Source organism: Polaribacter sp. 11A2H, from assembly GCF_011379025.1.
Lineage (GTDB): Bacteria > Bacteroidota > Bacteroidia > Flavobacteriales > Flavobacteriaceae > Polaribacter.
Window position 1 is genome coordinate 150,319 of record NZ_WTLD01000006.1, and the last position, 20,247, is coordinate 170,565.

Here is a 20,247-nt window from a genome sequence, read left to right on the forward strand (position 1 = left end):
TAGAAACATAGACAACATAGTGCTATGTATACTATGTTTCTATGTGGTGATTTTTTATAAAAACAACATGAGATACACTATATACCTCTTCTTAATTATTATTGTTGCTTCTTTAGGTTCTTGTAGAAAAGATTTTGATACAACTCTTAGTTCTGGAAAATTAGAATTCTCTAAAGACACCATTTTTTTAGACACTATATTTACAAACATTGGCTCTGCAACGTATAATTTAAAAGTATATAATAGAGGGCAAAATGCCATTACAATTCCAGAAATTAAACTAGAAAACGGTACAAATTCTAACTACCGATTAAATGTTGATGGAATTCCTGGAAAAGATTTTAAAAACATAGATATTCTTGCCAAAGACAGTATTTTTATTTTTGTAGAAACAACTATAAATGCTAGTAATGTTATTAACCCGCTTTACACAGACAAAATTTTATTTGACTCTGGTAGTTCTCAACAAAATGTAGATTTAGTCACTTTAGTACAAGATGCTAATTTTATTTATCCGGGTAAAGATGCCGTTACTATGAAAATTGATAGCCTAACTTTAAACGGAGAGCCAACCACTTTAAAAGGCCGATTTTTAACAGACACAGAATTAACAATTACAAATATAAAACCAACTGTTATCTACGGCTTTGCAGCAGTACCAGCAAATAAAACACTAACTATTGAAGCCGGAGCAAAAGTATATTTTCATGATAATTCTGGTTTAATTGTAGATGATAAAGCTACTTTAAAAGTAAACGGAACTTTAACTGAAAAAGTTGTTTTTGAAGGAGACCGTTTAGAACATTCTTTTAGTGAAACTGCCGGACAATGGGGTACTATTTGGATGCGTGCAGGAAGTAAAGACAATGAAATAAACCATACTATTATTAAAAATGGTACAATAGGTATTTTGGTTGATAGTATTGGCACTCCTTCTACCCCAACTTTAAAATTACAAAACACAGAAATCTATAACCATTCTAGTTATGGAATTTTAGGTAGAGAAACAAATATTACAGGTAACAATGTAGTTATTGGCGCTGCAGGTCAGGTTTCTTTAGCTGCAACTATTGGAGGGACCTATAACTTTACCCATTCTACATTTGCAAACTACTGGAACAATAGTATACGTCAATTACCTGCTGTTTTAATCAATAATTTTCTTACTTATACCAATGAAACTGGACAAGAAATTATTGAAACAAGAAATTTACATGCAGCAAATTTTACCAATTGTATTTTTGATGGAAATAACAACATAGAATTTATCTTAGATAAAGTTGATGGAGGCGGAATATTTAATTATACCGTTAGTAATTCTATGATTAAATTTACTGATAATAATGATGCTTTTAAAGACAATACCGAACTAGATTTTACAAATACTTTTTACCAAGACAACATCATAAATGGAAATGCTCATTTTAGAAATACTCAAAAGAGTGATTTTATAATTGGAGAAGAATCTAATGCTATTAACAAAGCAAAAGCAACTTCTTTTTCTACGGATATTTTAGGTGTTGATAGAACTACAAATCCTGATATTGGTGCTTACCAACACATTACTTTTGATGCGGAAGAGTAAATATTTCTGCTATTAGGTGAAATTAACCTTTATGAGATTATAGTAGCCTCTAAATATATTGAATTATAAGTTTCTACCTTTACAGGAATTACTTAAATAATTTATTTATAAGCCCTACTCGTTACTTCTAATTAAAAAACACAGATAAACCTTAATGTTTTTTAAAACCCTTGGAGATCTAAATTAAACTACTGCAGGTTTCATTTGTAATGATTTTGAGTTTAAATGTTTGAAAAAATGAGTAAATTGCTCGTTCAAATTTTTTTATTGAAATGAAAAACATTGTAATTACAGGTACAAGCAGAGGAATTGGTTTTGAACTCGCAAAACAATTTGCAGAAAGCGGACATAATGTGTTGGCCTTATCTAGAAACACAAAACCACTGTCTGAGGTTAATCATAAAAATATCACTTTACTTTCTGTTGATTTATCTGTGAATTCAGATTTAGAAAAGGTAACCGATTATATTAAAAATAATTGGAAACAAGTTGATATTTTAATCAATAACGCTGGTAAATTAATCAACAAACCTTTTACAGATTTATCTTCGGATGATTTCTTAGAAGTCTACAAAGTAAATGTTTTTGCTGTTGCAGAGATCACAAAATTAATGATTCCGTTTATGCAAAAAGGAAGTCATGTAGTTACTATAAGCTCTATGGGCGGAATTCAAGGAAGTATGAAGTTTCCTGGATTAGCAGCATATTCATCTGCCAAAGGCGCAGTAATTACGCTATCTGAATTATTGGCAGAAGAATATAAAGACCAACAAATAGCTTTTAATGTTCTGGCTTTAGGAGCTGTACAAACAGAAATGCTAGAAGAAGCTTTCCCAGGGTATGAAGCACCTACATCTGCCTCAGAAATGGCTAATTATATTTTTGATTTCTCTTTAACTGGAAATAAATTTTATAACGGAAGAGTATTACAAGTTTCAACAACAACGCCGTAAGCAATCTTAAAAATTGAATTCAAATTATCAAAATTTCGTTCCTTTAAAAGCAATTCCGTTTATAGAATTTCTAATAAACGAGCATTCTTTTACGCTAAAAATTGTAAACCAGAGAGAAACGAAACATGGTGATTTTAGGCAATTACCAGACGGAAGATTTCAAATTACAGTAAATAATAACCTTAATAAATATCAGTTTTTACTTACGCTAGTGCATGAAATTGCACATCATGTTACACATCAAAAATTTGGACGCGTACAGCCTCATGGTAAAGAGTGGAAAATGGTTTTTCAGCATTTAATGCTGCCTTTTTTACGTCCAGAAATTTACCCTATAGAAATGCTACCTTTTTTAGCAAGATATTTTAAAAACCCTAAAGCAAGCACAGATACAGATGCCGATTTATCTTTAGCGCTAAGAGGAAATGTAGCAGAAACGGGCAAACATTTTATTTTTGACATCCCTTTTGGCAGTTTATTTGTATTTAAAAACACCATCTACAAAAGAGGAAACAAACGTAGAACCCGATATGAATGCATGAATATGAGCAATAAAAAAGTATATCTATTCAACCAAAATGTAGAAATAGAGTTTTACAAAAACGGTTAGAATTTATTTACCCTAATAACATCAATTATAGAGTAATTCGTTTAACAAATGAGATTATCTAACAAGTGATTTTTGTCAATCTGAATTTATTTCAGATTCTTATGAATATAGATACGTTAAGATACTGAAACAAGTTCAGTATGACAATATTCAAAACTTTTAGAAAGCTCCTTAAAGCTTATCTTTCTCTTTTAATAAACAACGTATCTAAGTCCATTTCTTTTTGCAACCAAGTACGTAATTTCTTTTCTTTTACACGAATAATAGTATCAGACACTTTTAAATTCCATTTTACTGTTGCCGTAGGAATGGTATCTATATTTATAAAATCTTTAGAAAATAAAACTTTAGAAAACCCTATTTCTTCTATTTCACTATATAGAATTTTTGCCTCTTTAGAAATTCTACTAAAAGCAATTGCTTTTTTATCATTTTGAAGCGCATCATCTTCAATCCTTATATTTAAACCAGAAATGATACCTTCTAGCTCAATAATCTTATCTTCAAGTTCTTGTATTCGCTTTTTACTTTCATTCAACTCTTCTCTTTTTTCTGTATACGCTGTAGTAATTAATTCGAAACTCTTAGTATCACTTCCTTTAATATTAATTTTCACTTCTTTTAAGCGATCATATCTCGGATCATTAATCAAACTGCTTTCTAACATGTTTTTCTCTACAGCAGTTACTTCGTTAAAGAAATTTAGCTTTAAAACCTTAGTATCAAAATCATAATCTTCATCAATTAATTGATAGTTATCAATGGTCATTACCTCATTTTTAACAAACGTTTTTAACTGTGCATTTACCCTACTTTCTTCTAAGGCATGTAAAAAAGTGTAAACAGCAGGAATCATAACAGCAATACCTACTACCGTTGCAATAGTAGCATATCGTTTTCTTCTTGCTGCATTCGCATATTTATGCATTGGAAAACTTAACAGTTTTAATACAATAAATGTTGCCAAAGCAATAAAAATGGTATTAATTGTAAACAAATACATGGCTCCTAAAGCATAGGTAAAACCAACAGTATCTCCAGAAAAACCTTTTGCTAAACCAAACCCTGCAGTACACAAGGGCGGCATTAATGCAGTAGCAATAGCAACTCCAAAAATAACAGAAGCTACCGTTCCCTTTTTTGTTCTTGCAACCATTAAAGCCAAACCACCAAAAAAGGCAATTAATACATCTCTAATATCTGGTTTTGTTCTCCCTAACAATTCGGATGTATCTTCACTTAATGGAAAGAAATAGAAAAAAACAAATGAAGCAAGTAAACTTAAAGTAATCATCGTTGCCAAACTGACTAATGATTTTTTAAACACCTCAATATCATTAATTGCAAAAGCGCTTCCTATTCCCAAAATAGGCCCCATTAAGGGCGATATTAACATGGCACCGATAACAACTGCAGTAGAATTAGCATTTAACCCTATAGAAGCCACAAAGACCGCAAAAATAAGAATCCAAGCAGTAGCACCCTTAAAAGGTATATCTGCTTTAATAGCCTCCATGGTAGCTTCATGGTCTGTATCGTGTCTAAAATCTAAAAGTTCTATTAAATATTTTCTGATACTAAAGAGCAAACCTCTAGCTTCATCTTTCATTCCTTGCTTAGATTGATCTACCTTTTCCTCAACTACCTTATTTTCTTCTTCCATCAAAATTAAGTTTCTTATTAACTTGGGAAAGATACAAAAATTTAAAATTGACAATTAAACAGCCCCTAACTTTTTTTGCATAAAAAAAGCTTCACATTTCTGTGAAGCTTTTAATTTAATGTGACCGGGCTGGGGCTCGAACCCAGGACCCTCTCCTTAAAAGGGAGATGCTCTACCAACTGAGCTACCAGGTCATTTATTTTATCTTAATGACTAAAAGATACGCTTAATTAAAATTCGAAAAAACAACGCTTCTCGATGCAATTACTTTAATAAAAAAACTTCAAAATATTTATGAAATTTTTAAATTTTGTGACCGGGCTGGGGCTCGAACCCAGGACCCTCTCCTTAAAAGGGAGATGCTCTACCAACTGAGCTACCAGGTCGTTTATTTCCTTTTAAGCGGCTGCAAAGATATACTTTATTTTAGATAAAACAAATCTATTTATATTTTTTTTCATTTAAATAAGCTTCTCTTACTTTCTTAAATAAATTAGAAGAATACACAAAACTCACAACCGCCTCATTGTCAGTTTTAAAAATATCTTCACTAGTACCTTGCCATGCTTTTTGACCTTCTTTTAAAAAAATTATTTTTTCTCCAATTTCCATTACAGAATTCATGTCATGTGTATTAATTACGGTTGTAATTTTATATTCATCTGTAATTTCTTGAATTAAATTATCAATTACAATTGATGTTCTTGGGTCTAAACCAGAATTTGGTTCATCGCAAAAAAGGTATTTAGGATTCATAACAATTGCTCTTGCAATGGCAACTCTTTTTTGCATTCCCCCAGATAATTCTGCTGGCAGCTTTTTATTAGAATTTTCTAAATTAACTCTATTTAAAACAAAATTTACACGCTCTAACATTTCTGCTTGAGATTGATTGGTAAACATTTTTAAAGGAAACATCACATTATCTTCTACAGATTGAGAATCAAAAAGCGCACTTCCCTGAAAAACCATACCAATTTCTTGCCTCCATTGCTGTTTCTCTTTTTCTGTAAATTGAGTATTTATTCTACCATCAAAAGAAATAGTACCTTCTTCTGGTGTATGTAAGCCTATTAAAGACTTTATAAACACTGTTTTACCAGAACCACTTTCTCCAATGATTAAACTAGTTTCTCCTGGTAGAAAAGTGGCAGAAATACCTTTTAATATTTTTGCTTCTCCAAAACCTTTGTGTATATTATTTACTTCAATCATATTTTAGGTTAAAAGCATTTGAGTTAAAAAATAGTTGGCTATTACAATTAAAATGGTAGTCCAAACTACAGCTTGCGTACTTGCTTTCCCTACTGCTATAGAACCTCCTTTTACATAATAACCATGATAAGAAGGTACAGTAGCAATTAAAAATGCAAAAACTAAAGTTTTAATAATCGCATACGCTAGTAAAAAAGGGTCAAAATCTGTTTGAATTCCTTCAATATAACTTGCACCAGAAAAAAGTCCAGATAAAACACCTGTAACCCATCCTCCTAAAATTCCTAAAAACATCCCTAATGATATTAAAAAAGGATAAAAGAAAACAGTTGCAATCACTTTAGGCAGTACTAAATGACTTAAAGCATTTATTCCCATCACTTCTAAAGCATCAATTTGCTCTGTAACACGCATAGTACCTATACTAGATGTTATATAAGAACCTACTTTACCTGCCAAAATGATTGAACAAAAAGTGGGAGCAAATTCTAAAATAATAGAACGTTTTGCGGCAAAACCTATTAAAGATTCTGGAATAAAAGGATTGTCTAAATTTAAAGCCGTTTGTAATGCAATTACACCTCCAATAAAAAAGGAAATAAACATAATAATCCCTAGAGATTTTAAGCCTAATTCATCAATCTCTTTTACCAAAGCTTCATAAAAAACTTTTCCCTTTTGCGGTCTTTTAAAAACACGACCTAACATCAGAAAATATTTACCAATATGTTCTAGGTAACCCATTCATTTTAATTTTGTGCTAAAGTATTAAATTATCATTAATACTAGGTTGAATTGACCAATTCAAAACAAAAAATAATTACTTTTGACCTATAATTTATATATCTACTCATGAAATTCAAATTACTTTTTAGCTTTATCTGTCTATTTATTTGTTTAGGAAACAGCAAAATATCATCGCAAAATAAAAAACCAAAATTAGTAGTTGGTATTGTTATCGACCAAATGAGGTACGATTATTTAACTAGGTATTCTGATAGATATGGAAAAGACGGATTTAATAGAATTTTACAAAATGGGTTTTCTTTAGAAAATGCTCATTACAACTACATACCAACCTATACTGCAGTTGGGCACACCTCTATTTATACAGGAACAACACCAAGCGAACACGGAATTATTTCTAACAATTGGTATGATAAATACCAAAAAGAATCTATTTACTGCGTAGATGACAACAATTACAAAACGGTTGGTAATGAAGGTAAATATGGACAAAAATCTCCTAAAAGACTTTATACATCAACCATAACAGATCAATTACATTTGGCTCAAAATATGTTTGGTAAAACTATTGGTGTTTCTATAAAAGATAGATCTGCAATTTTACCCGCAGGTCATACTGCAAATGCAGCTTACTGGTATGATGGTGGTAATTTTAATACTTGGATTACCAGTACATATTATATGAATGAATTGCCTAAATGGGTAAAAGATTTCAATGGAAATAACAAGGCAGATAAATACCTGAACACACCTTGGGAAACACTTTACGATATAGAAACATACACAAGTAGTAGAGTTGATGATAATATTTATGAAGGAAAATTAAAAGGTCAAGAATCTCCAACTTTCCCTAAAAACCTAAAAGCCTTACGCTCTAGAAATGGAAATTTCGATTTAATAAAAACTGTACCTGCTGGTAATACATATACAACAGATTTTGCAAAGGCTGCAATTATAGGTGAAAATTTAGGTAAAAGTGAACACACAGATTTTTTATCCGTTAGTTATTCCTCTACAGATTACATTGGCCACAAATACGGAGTTTCTGCCATAGAAACAGAAGATACTTATTTACGTTTAGACAAAGATTTAGCCGATTTATTTCAATTTTTAGACCAACAAGTTGGAAAAGATAATTACACATTATTTTTAACTGCAGATCACGCAGCAGTTCATGTACCAGCTTATTTACAGTCTTTAAAAATACCTGCTCATTATTTAGAGATGACAAAATTTAGGGATTTTGTTTTAGAAACCACTAAAAAATATTTTAATTCTATAGATTTAATTGAAAACGTTTCTAACTATCAAATATTTTTAGATAAAGATAAAGTAGAATCTTTAGGTTTAGAAGTAAACACGGTTGCTCAAAAACTAGCGGATGAAATAATTAATTTTGATGGAATCTATAAAGCAGTAACTGCAAGAACTTTACAAACAACACATTTTTCTTCTGGTATATTAAATTCGCTTCAAAACGGGTATAATCAAAAATTATCTGGAGATGTTTTAATGATACCCAATCCAGCTACTTTAACTGGCGGAAGAACAGGCACAAGCCATGGTTCTGGTTATTCTTATGACACACATGTACCAATTATTTTCTATGGAAATGGAATAAAACAAGGTTCATCATCTAAAAGATACAATATTACAGACATTGCACCAACGATTGCTAATTTATTAAATATAGAATCACCAAACGGAACAACCGGAGTTGTAGTTGATGAAGTTTTAGAAAAGTAAAATAAGTTCTATTTTATAATTCTTTCTAACGGAAATAAGTTATTAAAAAGCCCCAAGACTTAGTTTTGGGGTTTCTTTTTGATTAAAAATTTAAAAACAGAACTATTTTGATGGCTCTTTATCGCTTTCCTAGAAAGTAGAATTCCAATTATTAAAGAAATAAATGCACCTATAGAAATTCCTGGAATAAAGTTGATAAACAGAAAAAAGTCATACGCTCCATGAAAAAGTGTTGCAAAAAACAAACCTGTTATGTTTAAAACTATTCTATTTTTAGAAAATTTTGCTCTCCCCATAAAATACCCCATTAAAATGGCAAATGTAGCATGTGCCGGAACCGCAGTAAATGCTCTTAATATGCCGGTTGAAACTCCGTGTTGAAAAACATATAAGACATTCTCTAAGGTAGCAAAACCCATAGAAACCATTACAGCATAAACAATACCATCAAAAGGCTCGTTGTATTCTTTATTTCTTTGTGCATAATATTTTACAATTACATATTTAGAAAACTCTTCTACCAAGGCAACTACTATAAATGCCTTAACAAATTGTTGAAATATATTTGTTGCATCAGTAACTGGAAGAAACCTTGCGGCAAAACCACCAAGAATTACAGTAATTAACACACTTGCCGTTGCTCCTAAAAGAAAGTTTTTAAATAAAAAAGAAATAGGCTCTTTTTCAAACTTGTCTTTAAAATAAATATATAATATAATGATGGTTGCAGGAGCAATAGCAAGGAGAAGTAAATGCATAGAGAAGATTAAATTGTTTTTTTTTTAATAAAAAAAACGCAAAGTTTTGTAAAGAAGATTCTTATAATTCCTTTATCAACCTTGCGTTTGCCTAGTATCTTTATACTTAATTAGTAGCTAGCCTTATTTTTTAGGCAAGAAAACTTCTGCCATCATGCAACGTGCACTACCACCTCCACAAAACTCAATAGTATCTAAAGGGCTAGAAATAATTTTACAATGATTGTTAATTTGTGCTTTCTGAGATTGCGTTAAACTATTAAAAGCAGCTTGACTCATAATTAAAAAACGTTCATCATCTTTACCATGAACCTCTAACATGTTTCCGGCAAAGTTGGTTACTTGTTCTTCTGTAATGTCAATTACTTTTTTACCATCTTCTTTTAAATGCTTCAATACATTTTTACGTTCAGATTTATCATCAATAGAAGCCAAACAAATAATAACCAATGTTTCTCCCACACACATCATAACATTGGTATGATAAATTGCTGCCCTTTTACCGTCTACTGTTTGATTTGCCGTAAAAACTACTGGTGTATATTCAAAATCTTCACAGAACTCTATAAATAATTCTTCATCTGCCCTAGGAGAAAGTGCACAATATGCCTTGTTATTAACTCTATCTAAACAGATACTTCCAGTTCCTTCTAAAAATACATGATCTTCTTCTGCAGAAGTATAATCTACTATATTCTCTATTAAAAACCCCTCCTTTTCTAACTCTTCTAAAATATCTTCTCGTCTTTCTAAACGTCTATTTTCTGCAAACATTGGGTACATAGCAACAGTACCATCTTCATGAAAAGAAATCCAATTATTAGGAAAAACAGCATCTGGTGTATCAGCGTCCTTGGTATCAGAAACAACAATTACATGAATTCCAAAACTCTGTAATTTTTCTACAAAAGTATCAAACTCATGTTGTGCTTTTGTATTTATTGTTGATGGAAGTATATTATCAATTTCTTTTTGATAATAGTTATTTACAGCAGTTTGCTCATTCATCCTAAAATTAATAGGACGAATCATTAGAATTGTATTTGTAGTTTGATTCATTTAATTCATTTATTAAACACAAAATTAGACTTTTTTAAGCTAGTTTAAGTAAGTAATTATTGAGAACTTCTTTTTTGTTTAATCTTTTAATGAAAAACTTTAACAAAATAAAATATAAAACTGTTTAATATTTACCTATTTTTGTTAAACAGTTTTATATTTTAACCATAAACACTCATAGAATGAAAACAATTTCAAAATTTTTAAGCATTTTAACTTTATTAGCAGTACTAATCTCATGTAGTGATGATAACGATCATGAGACCGTAATTAAAACAAATACAATTGTAGATGTAGCCATTGATGGAAACTTAAGTAGTTTAGTCGCGGCAGTAAAAAGGGCAGAATTAGCAACTACCTTAAGCGGACCTGGACCTTTTACAGTATTAGCGCCAACCAATGAAGCTTTTTCTGAATTTTTAACAGAAAATAATTTTAACTCTGTAGAGGACGTCCCGGTACCTGTTTTACAACAAATACTATTAAATCACGTAATAGACGGTAGCTTAAAGTCTACAGATTTATCTACCGGTTATGCAAGCACAAAAGCAACAAGTGCTGCTTCAAACACAGCTATGTCTCTTTATATTAATACAGAAGATGGGGTTTTATTTAACGGATCATCTGCAGTAACGGTACCAAATATTTCTGCAGACAACGGAACGGTACATATTATTAATAAAGTAATTGGCCTACCTACTGTAGTTACTTTTGCTACAGCAGACCCAAACTTTTCAATACTAGTTCAAGCACTTACAAGAAGCGATTTAGATACCGATTTTGTTAGTATACTCTCTTTACCAGAAACTAGCACAACTGCACCTTATACCGTTTTTGCACCAACTAACAATGCTTTTGTAGCTGTTTTAAGTGAATTGGAACTTACAACATTGGCAGAAATACCAAAAAGTACTTTAGATGCAACATTAAAAACACATGTATTAACAGGTATAAATGCACAAGACACAGCATTAAGTGATGCCTTGCAACTTACCACTCTTTCCGGAGAAATATTAACTGCCAATGTAACTGGCGGAGCAACTTTAACGGACGAAGGAAATAGAGTAAGTACAATAATTGCAACCAATGTACAAGCAAATAATGGAGTAATACATGCTATAGATACGGTATTATTACCTAATTAAACAACACCAAACCCGTACATTAAAATTAGATAGTCTTTAAACAAATACCTGCAGAAATATTTCTCAGGTATTTTTTTTATGTATTTTTGATGAGATGAAAAGATTAATAACACTATTTTTTATTTTAAGTACACTCTTTGTAAATTCACAAAACCTTCCAGATGGTTTTGTTTATTTATCTGATGTTGATAAAACTATTGAAAAAGAATTGCGCTATTTAGGAAACAATAACTTTATAGGGAAACCCATTGATGGCTATCATAAAAATTGTATTATAGTTACTAAATCTTCTGCAAATGCTTTAACTAAAATACAACAGAGTCTACAAAAAGAAGGGTTGAGTCTTAAAATATTTGATGCATACAGACCACAACAAGCAGTAAACCATTTTGTTAAATGGGCTAAAGTACTAGAAGATACGTTAATGAAAAAAGCGTATTATCCAAATACACCAAAATCTCAATTATTTAAACGAGGTTATATTGCCTCTAGATCTGGACACTCAAGAGGAAGCACCGTAGATTTAACAATTATAAATATTAAAACAGGTAAAGAATTAGACATGGGGTGTCCGTATGATTTTTTTGGCATAAAATCTCATTACCTACCAAAAAACATCACTCCAGAACAACAAAAAAGTAGGTTGCTACTCCGTACTATAATGATAAAAAATAATTTTAGACCTTATAAAAACGAATGGTGGCATTTTACTTTAAGAAATGAACCTTTTCCTAATACCTACTTTAATTTCCCAATAGAATAAGAATTTTTAACAAAATAGAAACAGCTTCACTAAAAATCGGCATTATATTTGCATAAATGCTTGAAAGTATTATATATAATGAAAACAAAAAATAATTTTCTTCTTTTTCTCTCCATTTCCTTATTCACTGTATTTCAATTATCTGCACAATTAGATTCTAATTCTGGAACCCGAGAAAAAGGCAAAATTAAAGGAGTAGTTTTAAATAACTCTAAAGAAGTTACAAAACCGAAAGCATTAGAATTAGAAGGAAACGATGGTTTTAAAAATGCTTTTGACAAAGAAAATGATAAATTAAAAAAGCAAAAGGAAGAAAATGACCTTAATAATAAAGGTATTATAACACAAGAAAAGCAAAGAGAAGAGCGTTTTTTAAAAGCATTTAAAAAAATAAACGGTCAATATATTTACCCCGTAATAGATCAAGATCTAGGTAGTTTTAGAACAGACTCTAAAAGTGTAAATATTATTTGCAGAGATTTTCAATATCCTGATGGAGACATGGTTACTATACTTGTAAACGACGTACCCGTTGTACATAACATTACCTTAAAACGAAGCTATCAAAAATTTAATATCCCTTTAGAAGTTGGTATTAATAAAATTGCCTTTAAAGCACTAAACCAAGGTACATCCGGACCAAATACAGCCGCTTTTAAGGTATATAATGACGCCGGTACACTACTCTCTTCTAATGAATGGAACTTAGCAACTGGCGCTAAAGCCACGATAGTAATAGCTAAAGACAAATAATACTCTTAAAATATTTTGTTTTATTTTAAACTAATCTAGTTTTTTTATTCTATCAAAAACAGTTATTTTTGTGACTGGTTATTGAAAGAGTAAATTTTAATAACCTTAAAACAAACAATATCACTAAAAATGAAAGAAATCACCAAACAGACCTATTTAGATTGGTACAAAGACATGCTTTTTTGGCGTAAGTTCGAAGACAAACTTGCTTCTGTTTACATTCAACAAAAAGTTAGAGGTTTCTTGCACTTATATAATGGGCAAGAGGCAATTTTAGCAGGTGCATTACATGCAATGGACTTATCTAAAGACAAAATGATTACGGCTTATAGAAACCACGTACAACCAATTGGTATGGGAGAAGATCCTAAACGTGTAATGGCAGAATTATATGGAAAGGTTACTGGAACGTCTAAAGGAATGGGTGGTTCTATGCATATTTTTTCAAAAGAATTCCGTTTTTATGGTGGTCATGGTATCGTTGGAGGTCAAATTCCTTTAGGTGCAGGTCTTGCTTTTGGTGATAAATACAATAATACTGGTGGTGTAACATTAACATGTTTTGGAGATGGTGCTGCAAGACAAGGTTCTTTACACGAAGCTTTTAATTTAGCTATGTTATGGAAATTACCTGTTATTTTTATTTGTGAAAACAATGGATATGCAATGGGTACTTCTGTAGAAAGAACAGCAAACCATACAGATATCTGGAAACTTGGTTTAGGATACGAAATGCCTTGTGGCCCAGTAGATGCAATGAACCCTATTAAAGTTGCCGAAGCTATAGACGAAGCTTTAGATAGAGCTAGACGTGGTGATGGACCAACTTTCTTAGAAATGAAAACATATAGATATAGAGGTCACTCAATGTCTGATGCACAACACTACAGAACGAAAGATGAAGTAGAAGAGTACAAAAAAATAGATCCTATTACGCAAGTAAAAGACATTATTTTAGAAAAAGGGTATGCTACCGCAGAAGAATTAGCTGCAGTAGATAAAGAGGTAAAAGTAAAAGTAAAAGAATGTGAGCAATTTGCAGAAGATTCTCCTTACCCAGAACCTGAACAAATGTATGATATGGTTTATGAACAAGAAGATTATCCTTTTATAAGTTAAGATATGGCTACAATTATAAATATGCCCAGACTAAGTGACACCATGGAAGAAGGTGTTGTGGCAAAATGGTTAAAAAATGTTGGAGATAAAATTGAGGAAGGTGATATTTTAGCCGAAATCGAAACTGACAAAGCAACAATGGAATTTGAGTCTTTCTATGAAGGAACTCTTTTATATATTGGTATTCAAGAAGGAGAAACTTCTCCTGTTGATGTATTATTAGCGATTATCGGTGAAGAAGGTGAAGACATTTCTGCAATTATAAACGGTAGTTCAGAACCTGCAAAGGAAGAAACTACTACTGAAGAAGTAAAAGAAGAAACGGTTACAGAAACAAGTGCTACAGAATCTACTACAATTCCAGAAGGAGTGCAAGTAATTACAATGCCGCGTTTAAGTGATACAATGACTGATGGAACCATTGCAACTTGGTTAAAGAAAGTTGGAGATGAAGTTTCTGAAGGTGATATGCTTGCTGAAATTGAAACAGATAAAGCAACAATGGAATTTGAATGTTTCTATGAAGGAACTATTCTTTACATTGGTGTACAAGAAGGAGAAACTGCTCCTGTAGATAGCTTATTAACTATTATTGGCCCTGCTGGAACAGATGTTTCTGCACTAGTTGCTAATGGAGGTAATGCATCAGCAGCTACAGAAAACACAACTGCTCCTGCTGCTAAAACAGAAGAAAAGGCTGCAACAAAACCAGCTGCTAAAGTAGAAGAAACTAAAACTGTTTCTACTACAAACAATACAGCTAACGGACGTATTTTTGTATCTCCATTAGCTAAAAAAATAGCTTCTGATAAAGGAATTAATTTAGCAGATGTAAAGGGTTCTGGTGAAAACGGAAGAATCATTAAAAAAGATATAGAAAACTATACTCCTGCGGTTAAAGTTGAGGCTGCTCCTACTACTGCAAATGTTGCTGCTACTGGTGTAGAAAACTCAGAAGAAGTTAAGAATTCTCAAATGCGTAAAGCAATTGCTAAGTCTTTAGGTAACTCTAAATTCTCAGCTCCAGATTTCAGTTTAAATATTGAAGTTGATATGGACAATGCAATGGCATCTAGAAAAATAATAAATGCAATGCCAGACACTAAAGTATCTTTTAACGATATGGTAGTTAAGGCATGTGCAATGGCATTAAAAAAGCATCCACAAGTTAATACTTCTTGGACCGAGGCAAATACAATTTATCACAGTCATATACACGTTGGTGTAGCTGTAGCTGTAGATGATGGTTTATTAGTACCGGTAATTAAACATACAGACGGATTGAGTTTAACTCAAATTGGTGCAGGTGTAAGAGATTTAGCAGGTAAAGCTAGAAATAAAAAATTAGCTCCAGCAGAAATGCAAGGAAGTACTTTTACGGTTTCTAACTTAGGTATGTTTGGTATTGGTAGCTTTAACTCTATTATAAACCAACCTAACTCAGCTATTTTATCTGTTGGTGCAATTGTACAAAAACCAGTTGTAAAAGACGGACAAATAGTTATTGGTAATACAATGAACTTGACTCTAACATCAGATCACAGAACTGTAGATGGTGCTGTTGGAGCTCAATTTTTACAAACATTAAAAACATTTATTGAAAACCCGGTTACAATGTTAGCTTAAGGTTTACCTTAATTTTTATAATAAAAACCATTTCAATATTTTTTTGAAATGGTTTTTAATTTTTATAGCAAGAAAAAATATGAAACAGAAAACTACATTATTATTAATATTAGTATTCGCTTTATTTAACACAACTTATAGTCAAGAAAAAATAAAAGGAAATAGATTAATATCAAAGATAAAAACAGACTTAGCTCCTTTTCATAGTGTGGTTATAAATAATGATTTTAAAGTTGAATTAGCAATCTCTAATATGTCTTCATCAATAGACATAGAAACTGATAAAAACCTACATAAACATATCCTTTTTAGTGTTACAGACTCTATCTTAACAATAACTACTGATAAAAAGTTAAAAGCAAAAAAATTAAATATTACTTTAAATTATAAAGACGCATTAAAAGAAATAACTTTAAATGATGATGCAGAAATAGAGTCTTTAAGTACCATAAAAACAACCTCTATGTTACTTAAAATAAACGATTATGGAATAGCAGATTTAAAGATACAAGCTGATAGATTTAAGCTCTTAAATAATAATAAATCTCGAATTCAATTGAGATCTAAAAGTAAATTAAATATAGAAAGTAAAGATGTAGACCTAGATTTAGCTGAATCTTGTAAGGTAGATATGATTATTAAAGCAGAAAACTTAAACACAAGAATGATTGGTAATTCTACTTTAAATATTGAAGGAACGGCTAATTTATTTAATGCAATTACACTAGAAAACTCAGCGTTAAACGGAGAAAAACTAAGTACAACTACTTGCACAAGTAATATAAAAGACTCAGCTACGATTACTATAAACGCTTCAGAAAGTATTACTATAGAAGCTTCAGATAAAAGCAAAACTGAAGTATACGGAGACGCTAAAATATTTTTAACTCAGTTTACAGAGAACTCTAAACTATTTAAAAAAGAATTATAATACTTTTTTAAAACGAGAAACAAAATAAAAGGCTCGCAGTTTGTGAGCTTTTTTTTATATATTTATTTCTGATGAAAGACTTAGAACAAAAACTAAAAAACCCTGTTTGGTATTCATTAAATGAAACCCACAACACCTCTTTATTAAAGTATGATGGCGTGCAGTTCTATCAGGCAGAGACCTGTTCTTTTGGCTCTTTTTTTGATGCCGAAAAAACAGCCAATGCTTTAACAGCCCATTCTAAAATTGCAGAAAAATTCTTTTTAGTTTCAGAAAAAGATACCCCTACAATAGATGATAGGTATGTAGTTCTTGAGAAAAAAATAAACGGATGCCAAATGGTATTAGAGAACTTAATAGCTGTAGAAATTACAGAAGATATTGTGTTATTAACACAAGAACACATAAATGAAGTATATGATTTAATTTGGTTGGTGATGCCAGGTTTTTATCAAAAGAAAGGTTTTGAAATGGGGAAATTCTTTGGTATTTTTAAAGACGATAAACTAGTTGCTATTACAGGACAACGAATGCAAACTGATGATTTTATTGAAATTAGTTCTGTCGTTACACATCCAGATTATACAAGAAAAGGATTTGCTAAACAACTGATATATCATACAACAAAAGAAATATTAAAAGAAAAAAAACTACCTATCTTGCATACCAATAAAGGGAATGCTGCAATTCCTCTATATGAGAAATTAGGTTTTAAATTAAGTAGAGATATGAACTGGTGGTTATTCCACAGAAAATAATAAACCTATAATTTAACAATATGCCAAAAAAAGGGAAAGGAAAAGCTAAAAACTCTGTTAATAAAGCAAAACACACTAAATTGATGAATCAGAAAATTAATAAGGTGAAGCTAGAAAAACAGTTAAATAGAGAACGCTTAAAAGCCATCATTAAAAAAGTAAATGACGCAAAAAAGGATGAAGAATAAAGTAAAATACTTTTTAGGCGCATTAGTTTCTGTACCATTACTACCCTTTTTATATTTTCAAGGTAAAAACATTAGAAAAAAAGTACCAAAACTTCCCGAAGCAAAAGAACCTACAGGCTATGTTAATGGTAATTTTAATAAAACGCTACATATACTTTCTATTGGAGAAAGTACTATTGCGGGTGTTGGTGTAGACTACCATAAAAATGGATTTACCGGTTCTTTATCAAATACACTCGCAATCAATTTAAAAAGTAATATAAATTGGCGGGTATATGCTAGAAGTGGCTATACTCTAGCAAAAGTTTGTGAAAAAATTATTCCTAAAATTGAAGAAACTTCCACAGATATTATTGTTATAGGTATGGGAGGTAATGATGCCTTTACCTTAAATTCCCCAAAAAAATGGGCTGATTCAATAGAAAATCTCATCAATTTATTACAAAATAAATTTCCTGGTACTCCTCTATTCTTTACAAACATGCCTCCGATAAAAGAATTTCCTGCATTTACAAAACCTATAAAGTTTGTAATAGGTAATTTGGTAGAGATTTTAGGAGAGAGATTACAGACAATAACTAAAAGTAAAAAGAACGTTTTCTATTACAATGAAGTTATCACGCTAAAAAATTGGAGTAAAAAACATAGTTTACCTACAAATAATTCTAAAATTTATTTTAGTGACGGCGTGCATCCATCAGAATTGACTTATAAAGTTTGGGGTGAAGAAATGGGTCTTTTTATTAAATCGAAATTAAATAAGTAAGGTTCTCTTTTATCAAAATGAAGAAAAAAATTATTATTCTTGGCGCAGGAATTTCAGGTATTTATTTAGGCTATAAATTAAAAAAAGCGGGCTTTTCAATCCAAATTTTAGAAGCCAACAATAGAATTGGTGGTAGAGTTTACACTAAAAAAGTAAATGATACAAAAGTTGAATTAGGTGCAACTTGGCTTTGGAGGTATAATGAAGCATTATTAAAAGTTTGTAAAGAATTAAACATCTCTTTATTTGAACAAAATATGAATGGAGACGCTTTGTTTGAATCTGCAAGTAACAATTTACCACAGCGTTTTAAAGTGCCAAAAAACCAAGAAATTAGTTATAGAATTGTTGGAGGAACGGCAACAATATTAGACGAATTGATAAAAGATTTTACTGAAGATGAAATTCAATTAAACGAGAAAGTTTTAAAAATTGACGATACTAAAACGGGTATAAAAGTAAGCACCGAAAAATCAGCATTTATTGCTGATGTAGTTGTTTCTACAATTCCACCTCAACTATTAGTGAATTCAGTTTTATTTACTTCAGAATTAGACACAAAGCTCATACAAATTGCAAATAACACACACACCTGGATGAAAGATTCTATAAAATTTGCAATCGTTTATAAAACTCCGTTTTGGAAAGAACAAGGTTTATCTGGTGTTGGGTATAGTAATGTTGGTCCGTTTACAGAAATGTACGATCATTCTAATTTTGAGAATAACCGTTTTGCTTTAATGGGATTTTTAAATGGTGCTTTGTCAAATGAATCAAAAGAAAATAGAGAGAAAAAAATACAAGAACAACTCTTTAAATTCTTTGGTAAAGATGGACTAAACTATCTTTCTTATGAAGAAAAAGTATGGAATAAAGAAGGTTTTTTAAATTTTGAAAACAACAATTTTATCAATCCACATTTTAATAATGGACATTCCGTTTATCAGAAAGAATTTCTAAAAGGTAAATTTATAATTGCTGGTTCAGAAACTTCAACCAGTTACGGTGGTTATATGGAAGGTGCCATTTATAGAGGAAATGAGGTTACAGCACAACTGCAAAACAAATTTCTATAGCTGTTATAATAAATCGAATAACACATCTCTCGTAAAACAATATCAGAAAATAAAAAAAATCTATTACGCTTTACCAGGCATTATAAAACAAAAAAATCTCAAGCTTTCACTTGAGATTCTATACACTACACATAGTTACTATTTATTTATCAATAGAACCTAAAACACGTTTCATAAAAGTATTTAACGCCTCTTTCTTTGGTGTACCATCTTTTACCATTTTATCAACTTCAAGAGCACCATACATATTAGAAATTATCTCGCCAATAACATCTAATTCGTCATCTTTTAAAGAAGGAACTTCTGTTAAAGCTTCTAAAGTTTCAATTGTTTCTAACACATAATCTTGATCGTTTTCTTCGATAAAATTAGTTAAATGTTTTATTACAGGTAGTTTCATAATTAAACAACTTCGTTTACAAGTTCCTTTAAAACATCTAACTTGTTTGTTTGTGTTTGGTTTACAAGTTTTCCGTCTACAAAAGTGGCAAATGTTGGTAAATTACTAACATCTGCTAATTTTCTGCTTTCAGGAAATTTTTCTGCATCTGCAATTACAAAAACCATCTCTTCATTTTCTGAAGATAATTTTTTAAATTTTGGTTTCATAATTCTACAGTTTCCACACCAAGTTGCAGCATACTGTACTACTACTTTCTTATTGTCAGCAACTATATTTGCTAAATTATCTTGACTTAATTCTTGTACCATATTTTAATATATAATAGGAAAGTAGCCCGTGCTCATTCCCCCGAATTCACACGAACTTTTTCCTTTTAACAATTT

21 protein-coding genes and 2 tRNA genes are annotated in these 20,247 nt (G+C 30.9%); 14 read left to right on the forward strand and 9 right to left on the reverse strand.

Annotated features, from left to right (window positions below):
* Positions 1-67 precede the first annotated feature (67 nt).
* The 3 genes from GQS58_RS09630 to GQS58_RS09640 all read left to right on the forward strand — a co-directional run bounded on the left by GQS58_RS09630 (position 68) and on the right by GQS58_RS09640 (position 3,148).
* Positions 68-1,585: a hypothetical protein gene (locus GQS58_RS09630; RefSeq protein ID WP_166385285.1), complete on the forward strand. Its 1,518-nt coding sequence runs from the start codon at positions 68-70 to the stop codon at positions 1,583-1,585.
* A 272-nt stretch (positions 1,586-1,857) separates the two neighbouring features.
* Positions 1,858-2,538 carry an SDR family NAD(P)-dependent oxidoreductase gene (locus GQS58_RS09635; RefSeq protein WP_166385287.1) on the forward strand — a complete coding sequence of 227 codons (681 nt, stop codon included), beginning with the start codon at positions 1,858-1,860 and terminating at the stop codon, positions 2,536-2,538.
* 13 nt (positions 2,539-2,551) lie between these two features.
* Positions 2,552-3,148, forward strand: coding sequence for a SprT-like domain-containing protein (locus GQS58_RS09640; protein ID WP_166385289.1), 597 nt, complete (start codon positions 2,552-2,554; stop codon positions 3,146-3,148).
* A gap of 178 nt (positions 3,149-3,326) precedes the next feature.
* Here the strand turns inward: GQS58_RS09640 and GQS58_RS09645 are convergent, their stop codons facing one another.
* The 5 genes from GQS58_RS09645 to GQS58_RS09665 all read right to left on the reverse strand — a co-directional run bounded on the left by GQS58_RS09645 (position 3,327) and on the right by GQS58_RS09665 (position 6,770).
* Entirely contained in the window at positions 3,327-4,811 is a 1,485-nt protein-coding gene (locus GQS58_RS09645; RefSeq protein WP_166385290.1) for a DUF389 domain-containing protein, read from the reverse strand.
* 121 nt (positions 4,812-4,932) lie between these two features.
* Positions 4,933-5,005: transfer RNA gene (locus GQS58_RS09650), tRNA-Lys, on the reverse strand.
* 119 nt (positions 5,006-5,124) lie between these two features.
* Positions 5,125-5,197: transfer RNA gene (locus tag GQS58_RS09655), tRNA-Lys, on the reverse strand.
* 55 nt (positions 5,198-5,252) lie between these two features.
* The gene (locus GQS58_RS09660; RefSeq protein WP_166385292.1) at positions 5,253-6,026 is read right to left on the reverse strand and encodes an ABC transporter ATP-binding protein; all 774 of its coding nucleotides are present in this window, start codon (positions 6,024-6,026) and stop codon (positions 5,253-5,255) included.
* 3 nt (positions 6,027-6,029) lie between these two features.
* Positions 6,030-6,770, reverse strand: a complete 741-nt coding sequence (locus GQS58_RS09665) for an MlaE family ABC transporter permease (RefSeq protein ID WP_166385294.1) — start codon at positions 6,768-6,770, stop codon at positions 6,030-6,032.
* 108 nt (positions 6,771-6,878) lie between these two features.
* On the opposite strand from GQS58_RS09665, the gene pafA reads away from it, so the two are divergent.
* Positions 6,879-8,519, forward strand: a complete 1,641-nt coding sequence (gene pafA / locus GQS58_RS09670; RefSeq protein ID WP_166385296.1) for an alkaline phosphatase PafA — start codon at positions 6,879-6,881, stop codon at positions 8,517-8,519.
* Positions 8,520-8,578: 59 nt separating this feature from the next.
* On the opposite strand, the gene GQS58_RS09675 is transcribed toward pafA, so the two are convergent.
* Together GQS58_RS09675 and ctlX are read right to left on the reverse strand one after the other, a co-directional pair.
* Positions 8,579-9,277 carry a PrsW family intramembrane metalloprotease gene (locus GQS58_RS09675; RefSeq protein ID WP_166385298.1) on the reverse strand — a complete coding sequence of 233 codons (699 nt, stop codon included), beginning with the start codon at positions 9,275-9,277 and terminating at the stop codon, positions 8,579-8,581.
* 123 nt (positions 9,278-9,400) lie between these two features.
* On the reverse strand, positions 9,401-10,336 hold the full coding sequence (ctlX, locus tag GQS58_RS09680; protein WP_166385300.1) for a citrulline utilization hydrolase CtlX: 936 nt from the start codon (positions 10,334-10,336) through the stop codon (positions 9,401-9,403).
* A 182-nt stretch (positions 10,337-10,518) separates the two neighbouring features.
* On the opposite strand from ctlX, the gene GQS58_RS09685 reads away from it, so the two are divergent.
* The 10 genes from GQS58_RS09685 (at position 10,519) to GQS58_RS09730 (ending at position 19,461) form a co-directional block, all read left to right on the forward strand.
* Complete coding sequence (locus tag GQS58_RS09685; protein ID WP_166385302.1) at positions 10,519-11,481, forward strand: fasciclin domain-containing protein; 963 nt, start codon at positions 10,519-10,521, stop codon at positions 11,479-11,481.
* A 94-nt stretch (positions 11,482-11,575) separates the two neighbouring features.
* On the forward strand, positions 11,576-12,244 hold the full coding sequence (locus GQS58_RS09690; RefSeq protein WP_205860414.1) for a M15 family metallopeptidase: 669 nt from the start codon (positions 11,576-11,578) through the stop codon (positions 12,242-12,244).
* 78 nt (positions 12,245-12,322) lie between these two features.
* Complete coding sequence (locus GQS58_RS09695) at positions 12,323-12,997, forward strand: hypothetical protein (RefSeq protein WP_166385304.1); 675 nt, start codon at positions 12,323-12,325, stop codon at positions 12,995-12,997.
* Positions 12,998-13,126: 129 nt separating this feature from the next.
* A complete protein-coding gene (gene pdhA, locus GQS58_RS09700) occupies positions 13,127-14,116 on the forward strand; it encodes a pyruvate dehydrogenase (acetyl-transferring) E1 component subunit alpha (protein ID WP_166385306.1) in 990 nt (329 codons plus the stop codon).
* Between the two features lie 3 nt (positions 14,117-14,119).
* Positions 14,120-15,742, forward strand: a complete 1,623-nt coding sequence (locus GQS58_RS09705; protein WP_166385308.1) for a pyruvate dehydrogenase complex dihydrolipoamide acetyltransferase — start codon at positions 14,120-14,122, stop codon at positions 15,740-15,742.
* Positions 15,743-15,821: 79 nt separating this feature from the next.
* A complete protein-coding gene (locus GQS58_RS09710) occupies positions 15,822-16,673 on the forward strand; it encodes a GIN domain-containing protein (RefSeq protein ID WP_166385310.1) in 852 nt (283 codons plus the stop codon).
* 71 nt (positions 16,674-16,744) lie between these two features.
* Entirely contained in the window at positions 16,745-17,431 is a 687-nt protein-coding gene (locus GQS58_RS09715) for a GNAT family N-acetyltransferase (RefSeq protein ID WP_166385312.1), read from the forward strand.
* A gap of 20 nt (positions 17,432-17,451) precedes the next feature.
* The gene (locus tag GQS58_RS09720) at positions 17,452-17,619 is read left to right on the forward strand and encodes a hypothetical protein (protein WP_166385314.1); all 168 of its coding nucleotides are present in this window, start codon (positions 17,452-17,454) and stop codon (positions 17,617-17,619) included.
* Positions 17,609-18,385: an SGNH/GDSL hydrolase family protein gene (locus tag GQS58_RS09725; RefSeq protein WP_240914586.1), complete on the forward strand. Its 777-nt coding sequence runs from the start codon at positions 17,609-17,611 to the stop codon at positions 18,383-18,385. The genes GQS58_RS09720 and GQS58_RS09725 overlap by 11 nt, the downstream gene beginning before the upstream one ends.
* Before the next feature lie 17 nt (positions 18,386-18,402).
* Entirely contained in the window at positions 18,403-19,461 is a 1,059-nt protein-coding gene (locus GQS58_RS09730) for a flavin monoamine oxidase family protein (RefSeq protein WP_166385318.1), read from the forward strand.
* Between the two features lie 142 nt (positions 19,462-19,603).
* On the opposite strand, the gene GQS58_RS09735 is transcribed toward GQS58_RS09730, so the two are convergent.
* Positions 19,604-19,861: a DUF6952 family protein gene (locus GQS58_RS09735; RefSeq protein ID WP_166385320.1), complete on the reverse strand. Its 258-nt coding sequence runs from the start codon at positions 19,859-19,861 to the stop codon at positions 19,604-19,606.
* 2 nt (positions 19,862-19,863) lie between these two features.
* The gene (locus GQS58_RS09740; RefSeq protein ID WP_166385322.1) at positions 19,864-20,172 is read right to left on the reverse strand and encodes a thioredoxin family protein; all 309 of its coding nucleotides are present in this window, start codon (positions 20,170-20,172) and stop codon (positions 19,864-19,866) included.
* Positions 20,173-20,247 lie beyond the last annotated feature (75 nt).

What these genes read in the sequence shown, in the direction of transcription:
- ctlX (WP_166385300.1), bottom strand. Translation starts at nt 10,336, where the DNA reads ATGAATCAAACTACAAATACAATTCTAATGATTCGTCCTATTAATTTT.
- GQS58_RS09660 (WP_166385292.1), bottom strand. Translation starts at nt 6,026, where the DNA reads ATGATTGAAGTAAATAATATACACAAAGGTTTTGGAGAAGCAAAAATA.
- GQS58_RS09695 (WP_166385304.1), top strand. Translation starts at nt 12,323, where the DNA reads ATGAAAACAAAAAATAATTTTCTTCTTTTTCTCTCCATTTCCTTATTC.
- GQS58_RS09690 (WP_205860414.1), top strand. Translation starts at nt 11,576, where the DNA reads ATGAAAAGATTAATAACACTATTTTTTATTTTAAGTACACTCTTTGTA.
- GQS58_RS09705 (WP_166385308.1), top strand. Translation starts at nt 14,120, where the DNA reads ATGGCTACAATTATAAATATGCCCAGACTAAGTGACACCATGGAAGAA.
- pafA (WP_166385296.1), top strand. Translation starts at nt 6,879, where the DNA reads ATGAAATTCAAATTACTTTTTAGCTTTATCTGTCTATTTATTTGTTTA.
- GQS58_RS09735 (WP_166385320.1), bottom strand. Translation starts at nt 19,861, where the DNA reads ATGAAACTACCTGTAATAAAACATTTAACTAATTTTATCGAAGAAAAC.
- GQS58_RS09725 (WP_240914586.1), top strand. Translation starts at nt 17,609, where the DNA reads ATGAAGAATAAAGTAAAATACTTTTTAGGCGCATTAGTTTCTGTACCA.
- GQS58_RS09720 (WP_166385314.1), top strand. Translation starts at nt 17,452, where the DNA reads ATGCCAAAAAAAGGGAAAGGAAAAGCTAAAAACTCTGTTAATAAAGCA.
- GQS58_RS09630 (WP_166385285.1), top strand. Translation starts at nt 68, where the DNA reads ATGAGATACACTATATACCTCTTCTTAATTATTATTGTTGCTTCTTTA.
- GQS58_RS09675 (WP_166385298.1), bottom strand. Translation starts at nt 9,277, where the DNA reads ATGCATTTACTTCTCCTTGCTATTGCTCCTGCAACCATCATTATATTA.
- GQS58_RS09710 (WP_166385310.1), top strand. Translation starts at nt 15,822, where the DNA reads ATGAAACAGAAAACTACATTATTATTAATATTAGTATTCGCTTTATTT.
- GQS58_RS09645 (WP_166385290.1), bottom strand. Translation starts at nt 4,811, where the DNA reads ATGGAAGAAGAAAATAAGGTAGTTGAGGAAAAGGTAGATCAATCTAAG.
- GQS58_RS09685 (WP_166385302.1), top strand. Translation starts at nt 10,519, where the DNA reads ATGAAAACAATTTCAAAATTTTTAAGCATTTTAACTTTATTAGCAGTA.
- GQS58_RS09715 (WP_166385312.1), top strand. Translation starts at nt 16,745, where the DNA reads ATGAAAGACTTAGAACAAAAACTAAAAAACCCTGTTTGGTATTCATTA.
- GQS58_RS09635 (WP_166385287.1), top strand. Translation starts at nt 1,858, where the DNA reads ATGAAAAACATTGTAATTACAGGTACAAGCAGAGGAATTGGTTTTGAA.
- GQS58_RS09740 (WP_166385322.1), bottom strand. Translation starts at nt 20,172, where the DNA reads ATGGTACAAGAATTAAGTCAAGATAATTTAGCAAATATAGTTGCTGAC.
- GQS58_RS09665 (WP_166385294.1), bottom strand. Translation starts at nt 6,770, where the DNA reads ATGGGTTACCTAGAACATATTGGTAAATATTTTCTGATGTTAGGTCGT.
- pdhA (WP_166385306.1), top strand. Translation starts at nt 13,127, where the DNA reads ATGAAAGAAATCACCAAACAGACCTATTTAGATTGGTACAAAGACATG.
- GQS58_RS09730 (WP_166385318.1), top strand. Translation starts at nt 18,403, where the DNA reads ATGAAGAAAAAAATTATTATTCTTGGCGCAGGAATTTCAGGTATTTAT.